General features: G+C 45.4%; 13 protein-coding genes and 1 tRNA gene. All 14 read right to left on the bottom strand.

Translation table 11 applies throughout. From position 1 onward, the window contains the following. Window positions 1-51: 51 nt before the first annotated feature. Window positions 52-312 (bottom strand): HPr family phosphocarrier protein, encoded by a 261-nt coding sequence (locus tag H8704_RS02405; protein WP_022465227.1) that lies wholly within the window; start codon window positions 310-312, stop codon window positions 52-54. A 2-nt stretch (window positions 313-314) separates the two neighbouring features. Then, complete coding sequence (whiA, locus tag H8704_RS02400) at window positions 315-1,295, bottom strand: DNA-binding protein WhiA (protein WP_022465228.1); 981 nt, start codon at window positions 1,293-1,295, stop codon at window positions 315-317. A gap of 27 nt (window positions 1,296-1,322) precedes the next feature. Continuing rightward, entirely contained in the window at window positions 1,323-2,192 is an 870-nt protein-coding gene (gene rapZ, locus H8704_RS02395) for an RNase adapter RapZ (protein WP_022465229.1), read from the bottom strand. 67 nt (window positions 2,193-2,259) lie between these two features. Further along, window positions 2,260-3,177, bottom strand: coding sequence for a UDP-N-acetylmuramate dehydrogenase (gene murB, locus H8704_RS02390; protein ID WP_249297162.1), 918 nt, complete (start codon window positions 3,175-3,177; stop codon window positions 2,260-2,262). A gap of 93 nt (window positions 3,178-3,270) precedes the next feature. Further along, window positions 3,271-3,344: transfer RNA gene (locus tag H8704_RS02385), tRNA-Arg, on the bottom strand. 114 nt (window positions 3,345-3,458) lie between these two features. Beyond that, entirely contained in the window at window positions 3,459-4,937 is a 1,479-nt protein-coding gene (locus H8704_RS02380) for a chromate transporter (protein WP_249297160.1), read from the bottom strand. A 25-nt stretch (window positions 4,938-4,962) separates the two neighbouring features. After that, on the bottom strand, window positions 4,963-5,754 hold the full coding sequence (gene cysQ, locus H8704_RS02375) for a 3'(2'),5'-bisphosphate nucleotidase CysQ (RefSeq protein ID WP_249297159.1): 792 nt from the start codon (window positions 5,752-5,754) through the stop codon (window positions 4,963-4,965). A 219-nt stretch (window positions 5,755-5,973) separates the two neighbouring features. Beyond that, the gene (gene cysC, locus H8704_RS02370) at window positions 5,974-7,800 is read right to left on the bottom strand and encodes an adenylyl-sulfate kinase (RefSeq protein ID WP_249297158.1); all 1,827 of its coding nucleotides are present in this window, start codon (window positions 7,798-7,800) and stop codon (window positions 5,974-5,976) included. 1 nt (window position 7,801) lies between these two features. Further along, window positions 7,802-8,701 carry a sulfate adenylyltransferase subunit CysD gene (gene cysD / locus H8704_RS02365; protein WP_249297156.1) on the bottom strand — a complete coding sequence of 300 codons (900 nt, stop codon included), beginning with the start codon at window positions 8,699-8,701 and terminating at the stop codon, window positions 7,802-7,804. A 13-nt stretch (window positions 8,702-8,714) separates the two neighbouring features. Beyond that, entirely contained in the window at window positions 8,715-10,634 is a 1,920-nt protein-coding gene (locus tag H8704_RS02360; protein ID WP_249297153.1) for an aryl-sulfate sulfotransferase, read from the bottom strand. Window positions 10,635-10,766: 132 nt separating this feature from the next. Then, on the bottom strand, window positions 10,767-13,091 hold the full coding sequence (locus H8704_RS02355; protein ID WP_249297151.1) for a Tex family protein: 2,325 nt from the start codon (window positions 13,089-13,091) through the stop codon (window positions 10,767-10,769). 143 nt (window positions 13,092-13,234) lie between these two features. Next, window positions 13,235-14,461, bottom strand: a complete 1,227-nt coding sequence (locus tag H8704_RS02350; protein ID WP_022465237.1) for a homoserine dehydrogenase — start codon at window positions 14,459-14,461, stop codon at window positions 13,235-13,237. A gap of 23 nt (window positions 14,462-14,484) precedes the next feature. Further along, window positions 14,485-15,598, bottom strand: a protein-coding gene (prfB, locus tag H8704_RS02345; RefSeq protein WP_178659351.1) for a peptide chain release factor 2 whose coding sequence is annotated in 2 segments (ribosomal slippage) — window positions 14,485-15,522 and window positions 15,524-15,598 — 1,113 coding nt in all. Because the reading frame shifts where the segments join, the coding sequence is not laid out codon by codon here. 36 nt (window positions 15,599-15,634) lie between these two features. After that, entirely contained in the window at window positions 15,635-18,199 is a 2,565-nt protein-coding gene (gene secA / locus H8704_RS02340; protein ID WP_118689627.1) for a preprotein translocase subunit SecA, read from the bottom strand. Window positions 18,200-18,298 lie beyond the last annotated feature (99 nt).

Below are 18,298 nucleotides of genomic sequence, written 5' to 3'. Positions count from 1 at the left end.
AAACGAAAAAGCCGTCTGATACAAGATCAAACGGCTCGTCATTTTCTACCATTATGCCTGTGATGTACTCAGATATTTTACAATATCATCCATAGCATTCTGTTCGTCATCTCCGTTCGCAGAAACAACAACTTCCTCTCCGGCCGCCAGTCCAAGGGTCATCATTCCCATGATACTTTTGGCATTGACCTTCTTGTCCTCCACCTCAACATAAATGCTGCTGGAATACTGGCTTGCCACCTGTACAAGAACAGCCACCGGTCTTGCCTCCAGACCATTCTGTATCTGAATTTTAATTTTCTTTGTAATCATGGTTACATTTTCCTCCTTTTTGAATCAGAGACTCCTCTCTTCTCTTTCAATTCATTTGCAATATTTCCCAATTTCCGCAGCCGGTGATTAACCCCTGATTTGCCAATGGGCGGATTGAGCATCTGCCCCAATTCCTGCAGTGATGCATCCGGATATTCCAGCCGCAGCTCTGCTGTCTCGCGCAATCCCTTCGCCAGCCCCCGTAACCCCATATTACATTCTATATATTTGATATCCTCAATCTGCTTCGCCGCTGCCGCCACGGTTTTCCCAATATTTGCCGTTTCGCAGTTCACCTGACGATTAACAGAATTGCGGACCTCCTTCACAATCCGTATATTTTCAAATTCCATCAAGGCCACATGTGCCTCTACTACATTTAAAAAATCAACGATCTGTGATCCCTCTTTTATGTACACCACAAAATACCTTTTTCTCCTGACGATTTTTGCCTCCAATTCAAAAAACGCCAACATCTCTCTGATGAAAGAAGCAAACCCCTCCGAAAGAACAGCGAACTCCAGATGGTAGGCCTTCTCCGGATCCGACAGGGAACCTGCTGCCAAAAATGCACCCCGCAAAAAGGCACGCTTACAACAGGTATTTTGTATGAGACGATGCTGATGCCCCAGACAATCACCTGTAATCCCACCTTGTTCATCCATCATTTTTAATGCTTTTAGTATAGATATAATCGCATGCCGTCCGATTACTTCAATATAATACTCCCGGATATTTCTATGAATATTATGACAACGGACACGAACCTCCACCGGATTATGAAATACACTATTTAATAACATATAAGATTTTCGGGCGACTGTCAAGTTTTCTGTGCGTATTTCCAAATATTCGTTACCATCCCTGCTGCGGCGTATCCTTCCATTCAGATCAAATAACGCTGCCAGCTCTGCGATCTGACAGTGTCTTGCCGATGGAAGCTGCCGCACAAGCTCCTGTTTCACACTACCGGAAAATGACATATTTTCCCTCCTTGCTGTGTGCTGTTCCTATTTTCCCTGCTTCCGGTCCTTCTCAATGTCCCGGTGTTCCACCTTAATACTGTAGGGAAGCTGTTTCATATGCTTTGCCAGTGCATTGACAATGGTAACGGACCGGTGTTTTCCTCCGGTACAGCCAATACTGATCACCAGCTGGTTCTTTCCCTCCAGAATATAATTCGGGATCAGAAACTCTACCATCTCAAACAACTGCTTCTCAAAAGTGACCGCCTGCGGGGAGGACATGACATAATCATAAACCGCCCTGTCGTTGCCGGTCTGCGGCTTCAGATCCGGAATATAATATGGATTTGGCAGGAATCGCACATCAAAGACAAGATCCGAGTCCTCCGGAATTCCATATTTAAAACCAAAGGAAAGAATCGTCACGAAAAAGTTCTCGTATTCGTCTTTTCCCAGAAAGATCTTATCAATTTCCTGCTTCAGGTCCCGCACAAGCATGTGGCTGGTATCGAGAATATAATCCGCCCGCTTTTTTATAAAGGCAAGCTCCTCCCGCTCCGCTTCAATAGCCTTATCTACTCTTCCCTGCAGGGCAAGAGGATGATTTCGTCTCGTTTCCTTATATCTCTTGATAAGTACCGAGCTGTCTGCCTCCAGAAACAGAATCTCATACCGCACCCCGGCTGCCAGCATTTCATCCAGAATATCATCCAGCTCCAGAAGCCCCTGCTGGTTACGGATATCGATTCCAACAGCAACCTTTTCCAAACTGTTTTCCTCCAGCATCATCTTGGACATTCTCGGTATCAGAGGTACCGGCAGATTATCCACGCAAAAATATCCCATATCCTCCAGCATTTTCATGACAGAATTTCTGCCTGCCCCGGACATTCCTGTTACAATTACAAATCGCATACGAATCCTCATTCCTGTTATCTAAGATAGTTTTTTATGCCACAAACGGCGTCCCCCATAAATTCTCTCAGACCCTTTTTACCTCCAGCTCCAGCTCTACGCCAAACTGTTCATAGACGGTTCTCTGTACATGCTCGATCACACGCATGGCATCCCCACATGTTCCTTTTCCTACATTTACCACAAAACCACTGTGCTTCTCGGATACCATTACATCACCTGACCGGTATCCCTTCAGCCCTGCATCCTGAATCAGCTTTCCGGCGAAATATCCCTCCGGTCTCTTAAAAGTACTTCCCGCACTACCATATTCCAACGGCTGTTTTTCTCTTCTCTGGGTATTTAACTGACGCATCTGCTCCTTGATCTGCTCCTCGTCCCCATGAGCAAACGCAAAGTCCGCCGACAAAACGATCAGATCCTTTTCCTGAATGATGCTGTGCCGGTATGACAGGTCCAGCTCCTCTGCCGAAAGCTCTCTGACGTCTCCCGCCTTTGTCATCACCCGTGCAGAAAAGATCACATCCCTGATCTCTCCGCCATAAGCCCCGGCATTCATAGTAACTGCTCCTCCCAGCGTACCGGGAATTCCTCCGGCAAATTCAAAGCCTGTCAGTCCCCGCTCGGCCGCCTGCATTGCTGCCTTGGATAAAAGAACTCCGCATCCCGCTGTCATGATCGTTTTGCCGGCTTCTGTACTTTCTCCTTCCCGAAAGGAAATTTCATCAAATCCCCTCAGAGAGATCATCACTCCCCGGTATCCTTCATCAGATACCAGAAGATTACTTCCATTACCAAGGATAAAAAATGGTGTTTCTGTCTCCCGGCAAAGAAGAAGCAGTTCCTTTAGCACAGACTCACTGCCTGGCTCCACAAAATAATCTGCCGGTCCGCCAATGCGAAATGTCGTATGCGCCGACATAGGCTCCTGCAGACGTACTGCCTGCTCTCCCGCTATCCTCTGTAAATCTGCTAACTGAACCATATTTCCTTCCTTCCATACTTTTCACCTGCGTTGCATCTTTATGATATATAACAAAAAATCCTTGCTGCGAATACCCGCTGCAAGGACTCATAGCGTGCGCGAGAAGATTCGAACTCCCGGCCTTCTGATCCGTAGTCAGACGCTCTATCCAGCTGAGCTACGCGCACAAATTATCTCTCGTACTTCACATCTCTGTTCCGTACTTGAGATATTATATATTAGCTTTTCCAAAAATGCAAGCCTTTTTTTGATTTTTTTTATTTTAATTTACAAAAAAATGCTCAAACCAGCATTAATGCTACATTTCCAAGAATCAAAGTTACAGCAATCGAACAAAAGATCAGCATTCCATTTTTCTTTTTCAGTACATAAAGCAGCACGAGATTCATTCCATAGATCACGGCTGTGATTCCCAGAGAAACAAAAACCTGGAGGCCAAGCTTTGTCCCCGTGCTGATATTCTGTGCAAACAATGAAAGCATAACCGTAAGAAGCGTACCTGCGATGATCGGACGGATCCATCGACTCAACAGGCGAAATACCCGAAGAGACTCAAAGCATTCATAAATATATGCCACCAGACAGAAAACACCTCCGGATGCCATAACACTACATGCAAAACCTGCCAGAGCCACCAGACAGCCTGTCAGAATATTGCCGCTGCTCATCTCAAAGCCCAGCAGATAACCGATTCCGGACAAAGTTTTGCAGAGAATAGAGCCAGGAAGAAGATTGACCAATGGAACCAGATGGCCATAAAAATCTGCCTTCTCGATAATCCCGGAGTTGACAAACATACCGTCTGCTACAGACAGATACGCATCTCCTCCACCAAAAGATAAGATCGAAGAAAGAAATCCCTGTCCCAGAAATTCCGGAACGTTGCCGCCATAAAGGATTGCCGGAACGGAAAGTACCACAAAAAACAGGATCCACGCAGCCTCTTCCTGAAGCATTTTCTTCGGAGATACCTTTTTCTTCTGCCCGTCCTCCAGAATACTGCGCACAAGCCCCCAGACTGCCAAAATAATCATGGCAAACTTCAACCCATTGCAGATGTACTGCTCGTAAGGAAAATCAAAACTCAGGCATGCAATATATCCCAGGATCAATCCACCGGATATCGCTAAATTCTTCGGATTGAATTTACAGTGGGTATATAAAATACCAAACATAGACACACCCAGCACCTGCAGTGTCGACAAATGAACTAACGGCGTCCCTTCAAGCCCTAATATACCATAGATTGCTTTACCGCAGGTCAGCAGAAAAACACCTGCCAGGATCACAACTGCTCTTTTCCATCGTCCCTTACTCTCTGCTCTTGCCTCTGCCAATGTCTTTCTGGAATATTCTGTCAGAAGGCATGCGATAAAAGCAGAAATACCAATGGACAAAATCTCAATCTGTGTCAAAATCCCCGAATGAAGACGCGACATTGCCACAAGCATTGCCACCGTGATCAAAGCTCCCGGGAACGCCAGCATCAGTGCGGAGGCGATCATGCCACCCACACCATATGCCCGTTTTCCGAGACCTGTAGATATCTCCATCGGAAGAGCCCCCGGTGTGATACTTGCCACCAGAACATCCTTATCGAACTCCTCCTCGGTAACAAGACTACGTTCCTCGACCACTTCCTTCTCAATGACCGGAATCAGGGCACTTCCACCGCCGAAACCGATAAAACCGATTTTTAAAAGGGCCAGCATCATACCAAACTCACTCTTAAAACTTTTTTTATTTTCTTTTTCTTTCATGGTTGTATGCCTCCCTTTCTTTTTCTTAATCCAGTACTAATTTATTGTCCTGAGAATTAATAATATAAAATCCCTTTGCATTTAGGCTGTCTTCCCGGTTATAAAGCATCGGAGTATCATCCATCTGCCGGAAGATCGCACCGGCCTCCTCCACGATACACTGCATCGCTGCAGTATCCCACTCCATTGTAGGGTTAAACCGGTAATATACCTCAGCCTCGCCCTTCGCTACAACACATCCCTTCAGGGAGCTTCCCATTTTGACAAAATTGCTGATCTTGTACTTTTCTAACAGCTTGTCCATCTGCTCACAGCCATGGGAACTGCTCATCACCATACGAAGCTCGTGAATATCTGTACAGCCGGAAACCTGAAGCTTCTTTCCTGTCTCATCCTTCGTATCCAGATAAGCTCCTTGTCCCTGTGCTGCATAATAAAGCTCTCCGGTCACCGGTACATAGATCACACCCATTACTGATTTATGCTGATAAGATAATGCAATATTTACTGTAAACTGACCGTTTCTTTTAATAAACTCCTTCGTTCCATCCAACGGATCCACCACAAAACAATAATCATTGTCCAGACGGGAAAGATCATCCTTTTCCTCCTCTGACAGGATCGCATACTCAGGAAATGCCTCCTTAAGTGCATCCACAATAATACGGTTTGAGGCTTTATCTGCTACCGTCAGCGGCATATCTCCATCCTTATAGCTGATCTGCATATCCTCTGCATTTTCGTAAACATCCATGATCGCATATCCGGCCTTTACTGCTGCCTCTTTTGCTACTGCGAGTTCTTTTTCCAGGTTCATAAAAATCCTCCATTCTTCTGCAACCAATCGGTCGCAGGAAAATTCTCATTTATTTCGTATTTATACATTTTTTTATATGATTCATTATGAATTATATTATTTATCATATACATTTTTAACTACAAAGGGGTTTGGCTATACGAATAGCCAAACCCTCTGTTTATTGATTTCATACTAATCATACTACGTTACTATGAATATTGCAACCTATTTTTTCAATTAAATATATTTCTTTAATTCTTCCATCAGATAATCCACAGACTCTTCTACGGTCATACCTGTGGTATCAATGGTAATTTCCGGATTCTCCGGTGCCTCATAAGGGCTGGAAATGCCGGAGAAGTTTGGAATCTCACCACTGCGGGCTCTCTTGTAAAGACCCTTGACATCTCTTCTCTCACACTCCTCCAGAGGGGTACTGATATAGATCTCGATGAAATTGTCATTCCCGATGATATCTCTTGCACTACGGCGGTCACTTGCAAATGGAGAAATGAAGGAGGTCAGCGTGATCAGACCTGCATCATTCATAAGCTTTGCAACCTCGGCCACACGACGGATATTCTCGATACGATCCTGCTCCTTGAAACCAAGGTTCTTATTCAGACCCATACGCACATTATCTCCATCCAGAAGCATGGTATGCTTGCCCTCTGCAAAAAGTCTCTTTTCTACTTCATTGATCAGTGTGGACTTACCGGCTCCTGACAGACCAGTCATCCAGATTGTCTTAGGCTCCTGTCCCTTCTGCTGTGCACGAAGCTCTCTTGTAACATCCATATTGTGCCATGTCAGGTTATCGTCACGGCGAAGCGGATGCTCTACTACACCACAGGCAGAAGTCATATTGGTAATACGATCGATCAATACGAAACCACCAAGCTCCTTATGATGCTTGAACTCATCAAAAACGATCGTATCAGAGCATGCAATATCACAGCATGCGATCTCATTCTTGTAAAGCTTATCTGTCTGTACATGAGTACCCTCATTGACATCAACCTTATACTTGATGTTCATAACAACAGCCGGAACCATCTTGGTGCCAAGCTTGAGGAAATAGTTCTTTCCTGCTACCAGCTTGTTATCATCCATCCAGAGAAGTGTTGATGTAAACATTTTATTGGTATGAAGGTTTACATCCTTGCAAAGCATACATCCTCTGGATACATCGATCTCTGTGTCAAGCTGAATGGTCACAGCCTGTCCCTTGGAAGCATTGTCAACCTCCTTATTGGTATTGAGAATGCTCTTGACCTTAGCAGTCTCGCCACTTGGCAGGGAAGTGATCTCATCTCCGACATGGATCTCTCCAACCTCAACCTCTCCCTGGAAACCACGGAAGGTACGATCCGGACGGCTGACACGCTGTACCGGCATAACAAATCCGCTCTCATCGGAGTGATCTGTCACATCGATGGTCTCCAGATAATTCTGAAGAGTACCCCCCTTGTACCAAGGTGTCTTTGAAGACTCTGTGGTAATATTGTCACCAACTGTTGCAGATACCGGGATAATATGCATAGTCTCAAAATCATACTCTCCTGTCATGATCTTGATCTGCTTGGCAATATTCTTAAACTCATTTTCATCATAGTCAATAAGATCCATTTTATTGACAGCATATACCACATGCTTAATACCCATTAATGCACAGATACGGGTATGACGTCTTGTCTGTACCAGTACACCTTTGGATGCATCCACAAGGATAACAGCCAAATCTGCAAATGAAGCTCCAACGGCCATATTACGGGTATACTCCTCATGACCCGGAGTATCTGCCACGATAAAGCTTCTCTTTTCTGTGGTGAAATAACGATATGCCACATCAATCGTGATTCCCTGCTCACGCTCTGCCATAAGACCATCCAGCAGCAAAGAATAATCGATTGCACCACCGGTACTTCCCACTTTACTATCAAGCTCCAGTGCCTTCTCCTGATCTGCAAAGATCAGCTTGGCATCATAAAGCATATGTCCGATCAGTGTGGACTTTCCATCATCTACACTACCGCAAGTAATAAATTTCAATAAACTCTGCATCTTAGAAATACCCCTCTCTCTTTCTTCTTTCCATGCTGCCTGCCGCCTCGTTATCAATTACACGGCTGGTTCTCTCGGAAGATACTGCACTCAATGTCTCCTCAATGATCTCATCCAGTGTCTCTGCATCAGACTCTACACCACCGGTCAGTGGATAACATCCTAATGTACGGAAACGAACCTTCTTCATTTCCACTTTTTCGCCCGGTTTCAGACGCATTCTGTCATCATCCACCATAATAATGTTGCCATCACGGTAAACTACCGGACGCTCTTTTGCAAAATAAAGGGATGGAATCTCGATATTCTCCTGACGGATATACTGCCAGATATCCTTCTCTGTCCAGTTAGAAAGAGGGAATACACGTACCTCTTCACCCTTAAACAGCTTTGTATTGTATAACTTCCACATTTCCGGACGCTGATTCTTTGGATCCCATGCATGTGCTGAATTACGGAAGGAGAAGATACGCTCCTTTGCACGGGATTTCTCCTCGTCACGACGTCCACCACCAAATGCCGCTGTGAACTCGTATTTATCCAGTGCCTGTTTCAACGCCTGGGTTTTCATAATATCTGTATAAGCAGAACCATGATCAAACGGATTGATTCCCTGCTTTACACCCTCCTGATTGGTATAAACAAGCATATCCAGGTCGTATTTCTTTGCCATTTTATCACGGAATTCTATCATTTCGTGAAATTTCCATGTGGTATCCACATGAAGAAATGGGAAAGGCGGCTTCTCCGGATAAAATGCTTTCAATGCAAGATGAAGCATTACAGAACTATCCTTTCCGATTGAATACAACATAACCGGCTTTTCACACTCAGCTACAACTTCACGCATAATGTAAATCGCCTCAGCCTCCAGCTCCTCCAAATGTGATAATTGATTCATTGTTTTCCTCCATTTATTTTTCTTTTTGGGATCTCTCCACTCTGATCTCATTTTTCAGATGGTAGATCTGATTATCAACTTCTACATAAACCTGATACTCATCAAGTTCCAATTGATCCAGTGTCATACAAAAGCTTTCTTTTCGTCTTTTGGATGCAAGATTTGAAAACTCCTGCACATAAGAATGCTTTTCACCGATAAGATATACCCTGCTGACACTTCCTGCTGCGAAAGCAAACAAAAAGAGTGTATCGCTCACCCGGATATTGCCAAAAATTTTCTTTTTCAGCTTCTCCGGTACCGGCTCCGGCAGCTGTCCGGTATATCTCTCCGGCGGCTCCAGACTGCCCTTTATGGCATTCAGATCATGCTTCAATGGAATAGAATACGCCTCAATATCCGGCGTAAATATCCATGCACTTCGATATCTCTTACACAAACGCAGACGATTGATCATCCGGCCGGTCTGTCCGTCCAGCTCCTCAATACACGCCCGGAGATTTTCCGTGCGCCTCATAAGCATACCGGACAATGATAAAATTCTGTCCTCCTGATCCCGGTAAACACATCCGGCATCTCTCTGGGATTTCACCACTGCAACACTTCTCCGCTTATGAAATGTATGCTTCTCCGGATCGATCTCATAAAAATCAATCCGTGAATCATCATCGGATACGGCTCCCTCCGCCGGTACATTTCCTTTATTTTGGATACAGTACAACCTGATCCGGAGATGGCCATCCTCCTGTACATAAATATCCGGACTTTCCGGCATATAACCGTCCATACAGTCCTGGCTGTCTGATACCAGCAGCTTGTCCTCAAGCACGGTTTCCCGCCAGATCGACTCCGGTGCCAGCACCCAGTTCACCGACTGCTTCTCCCAGTCAATGGAGATTACGGTATGATACCGCCTCATAGTCAATATAAGCTGCCCCTGTACATACCGCATTCCACTTGCAACGATCCAGTTTCCGTTTGTCTTATATTTGTCGCCGATCAAAGCCTCCAGCATACATTTCTTTCGAATCTCTCCGCTGCTCCGATCCAGTTCTATAATACAATCATCCGCATATCCTTCCGCCGATGACGTCAGCAGAAACAGGGAATCCTCCTTCTGCGCCGCATAACGTCCAATGGGATAATCCAGCAGATATGTCTGGTATACCCTGCCCATATAGTCCATTTCGTGATACTGGCAGGCCCGTTTCTGTCTATTGGAGCCAACACGGTTTACTGTAGCATCCACATAAAGAAATCTGCCATTTTCCAGTGGAATCATACCTGTCTGATCTGTCTTGATCTGTAAAGAATAACGTACTTCTCCGTTTTGGTCAAATACCACCGGCTTAAACCGGAGTCCGTTGACCAGAATAAACGGAAAGCATGAGGCGTCTGAATGTTCTACCTTTGTTACGATATTCTGCTGCCCCAGCGGAATATCCCTGGTATAGATCCTTAAATCTCTTCTCTGGTATACCTCTCCATCACCGTCGATCAATTCCAGAATCAGCCTGTTGGTATATCCCTTATATAATCCCAGAACCGGCACACGGTGTCTGGTGGTCATACAGGTCTCCCCCACAAAATCTGTTCCTTCCGACTTTCCCAAAATACGATACCGGACCCGGTATTCCTTCGGAGTATTAAAAAGCAACATCGCTGTCTGCACCGAAGCACCATACGGGTTGGGAATCACCAGCAGATGACGAAAGCTGAAAATATGGTCATCCAGAATCTTTTCGAATGCCATATCCCGGATCTGGCTCTGCCAGGCTCTCGGCATTTCCTTTCGAAATGGTGTATATATCCGCTTCTCCCGGTCAATCTGAAACTCGTTACGGTAATTCAGATCCAGTTTTCTCAGGTCTTCATCGCTGTAGGTCGTCTTTGTGGCATCTTTTATATCAATGCGTCTTCCAAATATTCCCACTAATATTATCGTGCAATTGTGTCAGCTTTATGAAAAACCTCCTCTGATTTTTCAAAGCACAACGCACTCCTCCTTCCAGATGATTATAACATATTCCTGCAAAAAAGCAAAAAAATAGTTATTTTGTATCATTTACAGCTTCATTGTAAGCTGTATCCTCTGCTTTTTGAGATCTACGCTCATAACCTTTACATCCACAATATCTCCAACACTGACTACGTCCAGCGGATGCTTAACAAACCCCTTATTGGACAACTGGGAGATATGCACAAGACCGTCCTGATGCACGCCGATATCCACAAACGCTCCGAAGTCAATGACATTACGCACCGTTCCCTTCAGGATCATTCCCTCCTTGAGGTCTTTCATATCCAGCACATCGGTACGAAGGATCGGTTTTGGCATTTCATCTCTCGGATCTCTCGCCGGTTTCTCTAACTCCTTCACAATATCCTCCAGAGTAATCTCACCGATTCCAAGCTCCTGGGCCATTTTCTTTTTGTCCCGGATCCGGCCGGCAATACCTTTCACACCGGCTTTCTTTTCCTTTGATGCCGGCGTATCCTCCGCAAGCTCCACCTGACTGTCTCCAAATGCTTTGGCGAAAGCTGCGCCAAATGCAGAATTGGTATTACGAACCACAAATTCTTTCTCTTTCTTTGGCTTTGGTGCAACGCCGCGCTTTTCCGTATTCGCCTTTGCAAGATCTCCCTGGAGTTTTTTCACCTCTTCCATAGTCATATCCAGCTTCTCTAAAAGCTGTCCTGCTGCCTCATAGGACTCCGGATGAACACTTGTGGCATCCAGCGGATTATCTCCCCCCTGAATTCTCATAAAACCTGCACACTGTTCAAAGGCTTTCGGACCAAGCTTTGCAACTTTTAAAAGCTGTTTTCTGCTGGTAAATCTGCCGTTCTCTTCACGATAAGTAACGATATTTTTCGCAATCGTTTTAGAAATTCCTGAAATGTATTCCAGAAGAGAGGCCGATGCGGTATTGAGATCAACACCAACTTTATTTACACAATCCTCTACCACGCCTGTCAGTGTCTCCGACAGCTTTTTCTGGTTCATATCATGCTGATACTGTCCCACGCCAATGGACTGTGGATCAATCTTAACTAACTCTGCCAGAGGATCCTGAATACGTCTTGCAATAGATGTGGCACTTCTCTGACCCACATCAAAGTTCGGGAACTCCTCGGTGGCAAGCTTGCTGGCAGAATATACGGAAGCTCCTGCTTCATTTACGATCACATACTGTACCGGCTTTTTGATCTCCTTTAACATTTCAGCAATGATCTGCTCAGATTCTCTGGATGCCGTTCCATTTCCCACGGAGATCAGGGTAATGTCATACTGGTCAATCAGCTTTTTGACAACTCTCTTTGCCTCGTCCACCTTATTTTGTGGCGCCGTCGGATAAATGACTGTTGTGTCCAACACCTTTCCCGTAGGGTCTACCACCGCCAGCTTACAACCGGTACGAAATGCCGGATCCCATCCCAATACGGTTTTGCCTGCGATCGGAGGTGCCATCAAAAGCTGTTCCAGATTCTTTCCAAAGACACGGATGGCTCCATCCTCTGCTTTCTCGGTCAGTTCATTTCTTACCTCTCTCTCAATGGCCGGGGCGATCAGACGTTTATAGCTGTCCTCCACAGCTTCTGCCAGAACCGGCTCTGTATTGGCATTCTCTGCTGTTATCACTTTTGTGCGAAGATACTGTAATATGCGTTCCTCCGGCGCGATCAGCCTGATCACCAGCATTTTTTCTTTTTCACCACGGTTCAGTGCCAGCACACGGTGACCGGCAATCTTGTTGACCTGCTCCTGAAATTCATAATACATTTCATAAACAGACTGCTCCTTCTCATCCTTGGCAGTAGAGGTGATCACTCCCTCCTCCATGGTGAGCTTACGGATATACATTCTGTAATCCGCCTCATCGGAAATCTGCTCTGCAATAATATCTCTGGCCCCATCAATGGCGTCCTTTACTGTTTCCACGCCCTTTTCCTCCGAAAGATAGCTCTGCGCTTCTTCCTCCAGACTTTTTGTGGTTTCCTGCACAAGAATGATCTGCGCCAGACCATCCAGCCCCTTCTCTTTTGCAATGGTAGCCCTCGTTCTTCTCTTCGGGCGGTACGGACGGTACAGATCATCGACTACTACCTGTGTCTGTGCCTCTAAGATCTGCTTTTTGAGCTCCTCTGTAAGCTTTCCCTGCTCCTCAATGCTTGCCAGTACCTGCTGCTTTTTCTCCTCAAGATTGCGCAGATAAGCCAGTCTCTCTGACAGGTTACGAAGCTGCTCATCATCCAGAGAACCATGAGCCTCTTTACGATAACGGGCAATAAACGGAATGGTATTTCCCTCATCGATCAGCTTAATGACTGCCTCAACCTGCCACTCCTTGATATTTAATTCCTCTGCTATTTTTTTCTGAATATTCATAACATTACTCCAAAAAAAGAAAGCGACTGTAACCAGTCGCTTCTCTCATTCTTTATCAATTTTTACGCGACAACTTAATATATTCCGGAGAGAATCTGCTTCCCAAATATCACAGGAATCCACAGACACCTCTTATGTAATGCTTACGCAAGGCCTGTCTGGTCTACACGGATCTTATTGATCACACCGTCAAGTTGTGCGGCAGCCTTCTCATAATCTCCCTCACTCATCTCTTCCGTTACAAAAGCAAACTCATCATCATATCCGGCATCTACCATCTTCACATTGCCAAACAATTCCTTCACCTTTTCGGACTTCTGAGCCTTAATACCACTGACACGTACAAAGAATACATTTCTTGCATCCTCTGCGGCCACCAGATCAAGCTTTTCCGCATCCCAAAGTGTGATAATGTTGACACCCGCATGTTTTGCCGCATCCATCACATCAGAAACAACGGCACTTGCAGTAGCAAGCTTACCGGCTCCCTGACCATAGAACATAACGTCTCCAACCATATTACCCTTTACGAGGATCGCATTAAATACACCATCTACACTGTAAAGAGGATGTTCCGGATAGATCAGCTGCGGAGCTACCATAGCGCTCACCTTGTCACCAACCTTTTTGCTGGAACCAAAGATCTTTACCTTTGCTCCCATCTTCTTTGCATATGCAATATCTCTGTCTGTAATCCTGGTGATACCCTCTGTGTAGATATCCTCAAAATCAAGCTGTTTTCCATAAGCCAGGGAAGTCAGGATCGCAATCTTACGACATGCATCATAACCCTCTACATCTGCAGTCGGATCCTTCTCTGCATATCCCTTGTCTTGTGCATCCTTTAATACGGAATCAAAGTCTGATCCCTTCTCTGTCATTTCTGTAAGAATATAGTTGGTAGTACCATTTAAAATACCGGAAATCTCCAGAATCTCATCCGGTGCCAGAGATGTCTTCAATGGACGGATGATCGGAATGCCACCGCCGACACTTGCCTCAAACAGGAAGTTAATGTTCTTCTCCTCAGCCAGTGCCAAAAGCTCCGGACCATATGCTGCAACAAGTGCTTTATTGGAAGTACATACGCTCTTCCCATTCTCCAGACATGTTTTTACAAATTCATAGGCAGGATGAACTCCTCCCATGGTTTCTACAACAATAGAAATCTCCGGATCATTTGCAACGATGTCAAAATCGTGTACCAGTACCTTTTCCACCGGGTCTCCCGGAAAATCCCGGAGATCCAATACTGCTTTCACAGAAATCTCCTGTCCCACCCTCTTTGCAATGATGTCCTTATTCTTTTCAAGAATCTCTACTACTCCGGATCCTACTGTTCCATAACCTAATACACCTACTTTTACCATGATTGTCCTCCATCCATTTTGTCTTAATGATTCGTTTTCGTAATCCATGCAAGATATGCGTTGATAAACGGATCAATATTTCCATCCATCACTCCCTGCACATTTGAAATTTCTTCGTTCGTTCTGTGATCCTTCACCATTGTATATGGCTGCATAACATAGGAACGGATCTGACTTCCCCATCCGATCTCCTTCGACTCCCCGCGAATGCCATTCGCCTTTTCCTGCTGCTCCTGCTGCTTTAAGATAAACAGCTTCGCCTTCAGCATCTGCATTGCCTTGTCCTTATTCATATGCTGGGACCGCTCATTCTGGCACTGTACCACAATTCCTGTAGGATAATGGGTAATGCGGATTGCCGATGAGGTCTTGTTGATATGCTGCCCGCCAGCGCCACTGGACCGGTAGGTATCAATACGGATATCGTCATCTGCAATCTCAATATCCAAATCCTCCTCAATATCCGGCATCACATCGCAGGATACAAAAGAAGTCTGTCTTTTTCCCGCTGCATTAAACGGCGAAATACGCACCAGACGGTGAACACCATGCTCTGATTTCAAATAACCATAAGCATTCTCTCCGTTGATCTGCAGCGTAACAGACTTATAGCCGGCTTCATCGCCATCCAGAAAATCAAGCATTTCTACCTGAAATCCTCTTTTCTCAGCCCATCGCTGATACATACGGCACAGCATGCTTGCCCAGTCACAGCTCTCGGTACCACCGGCACCTGCATGGAGCGTAAGGATTGCATTATCCTTATCATACTCTCCGCAAAGAAGTGTCTCGATCCGGATCGCCTCATACTCGCTGCAGAATTCATCATAGCTTTCCTGCACCTCCGGAACCATATCCGTATCGTTTTCCTCCTCTGCGATCTCGATAAGCATCAACATATCCTCTCTGTCTGCACAGAGCTTTTCGTATCGTTCGATCACATCTTTCAAATGCTTACTTTCCTGTACTATCGCTGTAGACTTTTCAGGATTATCCCAGAATCCCGGTTCCTCCATTGTCTTATCCAGCTCTTCAACCCGGTCTTTTTTGTTAGCCAGGTCAAAGTGAATCCCCCATCTCCAACAATGGCTGGGCATAATTTGCCAGGGACTGTTTGATCGCATCAAACTCAACCATCTTTTTCACCTCTTTCTTTTCCCTTAAATCTGTGTCTTAATATTTCCTTCCACAGCACTGTTTATACTTCTTTCCGCTTCCACAAGGGCACGGATCATTTGGCTGTATCTTTTTGGTCTTTCTCTTCTTCGGAGCCTTAACGGCAGAATCATCCTTATTGGTACCTGTTGCCTGAGCCACCTGCTCCCTCTCAACCTTCTGCTCAATCTTAATATGTGTCAGAACCTTAATGGTCTCCTCCGCAATAGAATCGATCATGGCATCAAACATATCAAAACCGGCAAACTTATACTCTACAACAGGATCTCTCTGTCCATATGCCTGAAGTCCGATACCCTGACGAAGCTGATCCATATCATCAATATGATCCATCCACTTCCGGTCGATCACCTTCAGAAGAATCACACGTTCTACCTCACGGAACTGCTCCGGCTCCGGAAACTCTGCTTCCTTCGCCTCATAAACCTTTACTGCCTCGTCCTGAAGCTGCTCGATAAGCTCTGCCTTTGTACCATGCTTTTTCTGCTCCTCGGTCAGCTCAATACGCTTCAGCGGAACAATTGGCAGAAGAACATTATTCAGCTCTGCAATATCCCAGTCCTCTGCGCTCTGATCATCACCGATCACACGGGTAACACACTTCTCTACCTGCTCCTTGAGCATACTCATCAGAGTATCACGCATGTTCTCTCCGTCCAGAACCATACGACGCTCTTTATAGATAACCTCTCTCTGCTCATTGTTAACCTGGTCAAACTCCAACAGATTCTTACGAATACCGAAGTTATTGCCCTCGATCTTCTTCTGTGCACTCTCAATGGCATTGGAAAGCATCTTATGTTCTACCTGTTCTCCATCCGGCATCGCATCAAACAGTCCCTTGATACGATCTGAACCGAACAGACGCATCAGATCATCCTCCAGAGAAATATAGAAACGGGACTCACCCGGATCTCCCTGACGACCTGCACGACCACGAAGCTGATTGTCAATACGACGGGACTCGTGACGCTCTGTACCGATGATCTTCAGACCACCAAGCTCCTTAACACCCTCACCCAGTTTAATATCAGTACCACGGCCGGCCATATTAGTTGCAATGGTTACAGCTCCCATCTGACCTGCATCCGCAATGATCTCTGCCTCTAATTCGTGGAATTTTGCATTCAACACCTTATGAGGGATTCCCTTCTTCTGAAGCATCTGACTCAGCATCTCGGAAGTCTCAATGGTAATGGTACCAACCAGAACCGGCTGTCCCTTCTCATGTGCCTCCACGATATCTGCAACAACTGCATTAAACTTGTCTTTCTTTGTCTTGTATACGGCATCATCATAATCAATACGTGCGATCGGCAGATTAGTCGGAACTTCAATAACATCCATACCATAGATATCACGGAACTCCTTCTCCTCAGTCAGAGCCGTACCTGTCATACCGGATTTCTTCTCATATTTATTAAAGAAGTTCTGGAACGTAATGGTAGCCAGGGTCTTGCTCTCTCTCTTGACCTTCACATGCTCCTTCGCCTCAATTGCCTGATGAAGACCATCTGAGAAACGACGTCCCGGCATAATACGTCCGGTAAACTCATCAACGATCAGTACCTCATCATCCTTTACCACATAGTCCTTGTCTCTTGCCATCAGAGAGTGGGCACGAAGAGCAAGGTTAATATTGTGCTGTAACTCCAGATTATCCGGATCTGCGAGGTTATCCACGCCAAAGAAGCGCTCTGCCTTGCGGACACCTTCCTCAGTCAGGTTTACATTTTTGTCCTTCTCATCGACAACATAGTCGCCAGTCTCCTGCTCATCCTCCGCCATCAGGATATCCATCTTGGAAAGCTCTTTGCGGGTACCTCTGGTGAGCTGTTTCACAAAAATATCACAAGCCTCGTAAAGCTTTGTAGACTTGCCGCTCTGTCCGGAAATGATCAACGGAGTACGCGCCTCGTCGATCAATACAGAATCCACCTCATCGATGATCGCATAGTGAAGGTCTCTCTGTACCAGATCTTTCTTATAAACAACCATGTTATCACGAAGATAGTCAAAACCAAGCTCATTGTTGGTAGCATATGTGATATCGCAGTTATATGCCTCCCGTCTCTCATCATTATCCATGGAATTCAGGATCACACCAACCTTCAAGCCAAGAAACTCATGTACCTTTCCCATCCACTCGGCATCACGCTTTGCCAGATAGTCATTGACCGTGACAATGTGAACACCCTTGCCTTCCAGTGCATTTAAATATGCAGGAAGTGTAGATACCAATGTTTTACCTTCACCGGTACGCATCTCTGTGATACGTCCCTGATGCAAGATCACACCACCGATCAGCTGTACACGATAATGTCTCATATTCAAAACGCGGGTTGCAGCCTCCCTGACTGTCGCAAATGCCTCCACCAGAATATCATCCAGCGTCTCACCATTTGCAAGTCTCTCCTTAAACTCCGGAGTCTTCGCCTGCAATTCCTCATCGCTCAGTGCCTCATACTCAGGAGCCAATGCTTCGATCTTATCGACGATCGGAGTGATTCTCTTCAGCTCATGCTGACTATGAGTGCCAAAAATTTTTGTAAATAAACTCATACTCTAACCTTACCTTTCCAATTACCTGCTCCTGACTGCAGGTAAATATAATTTCATCTAATTCCGAAATTACACTCAAGTATAGCATTTTTCCAATTT

The organism is Jutongia huaianensis, assembly GCF_014384985.1.
Lineage (GTDB): Bacteria > Bacillota > Clostridia > Lachnospirales > Lachnospiraceae > Jutongia > Jutongia huaianensis.
This window is presented reverse-complemented; position numbering and strand designations above follow the sequence as displayed.

Coding starts and splice junctions, on each gene's coding strand:
- H8704_RS02405 (WP_022465227.1), bottom strand. CDS start 312: ATGATTACAAAGAAAATTAAAATTCAGATACAGAATGGTCTGGAGGCA.
- whiA (WP_022465228.1), bottom strand. CDS start 1,295: ATGTCATTTTCCGGTAGTGTGAAACAGGAGCTTGTGCGGCAGCTTCCA.
- rapZ (WP_022465229.1), bottom strand. CDS start 2,192: ATGCGATTTGTAATTGTAACAGGAATGTCCGGGGCAGGCAGAAATTCT.
- murB (WP_249297162.1), bottom strand. CDS start 3,177: ATGGTTCAGTTAGCAGATTTACAGAGGATAGCGGGAGAGCAGGCAGTA.
- H8704_RS02380 (WP_249297160.1), bottom strand. CDS start 4,937: ATGAAAGAAAAAGAAAATAAAAAAAGTTTTAAGAGTGAGTTTGGTATG.
- cysQ (WP_249297159.1), bottom strand. CDS start 5,754: ATGAACCTGGAAAAAGAACTCGCAGTAGCAAAAGAGGCAGCAGTAAAG.
- cysC (WP_249297158.1), bottom strand. CDS start 7,800: ATGCAGAGTTTATTGAAATTTATTACTTGCGGTAGTGTAGATGATGGA.
- cysD (WP_249297156.1), bottom strand. CDS start 8,701: ATGAATCAATTATCACATTTGGAGGAGCTGGAGGCTGAGGCGATTTAC.
- H8704_RS02355 (WP_249297151.1), bottom strand. CDS start 13,091: ATGAATATTCAGAAAAAAATAGCAGAGGAATTAAATATCAAGGAGTGG.
- H8704_RS02350 (WP_022465237.1), bottom strand. CDS start 14,461: ATGGTAAAAGTAGGTGTATTAGGTTATGGAACAGTAGGATCCGGAGTA.
- secA (WP_118689627.1), bottom strand. CDS start 18,199: ATGAGTTTATTTACAAAAATTTTTGGCACTCATAGTCAGCATGAGCTG.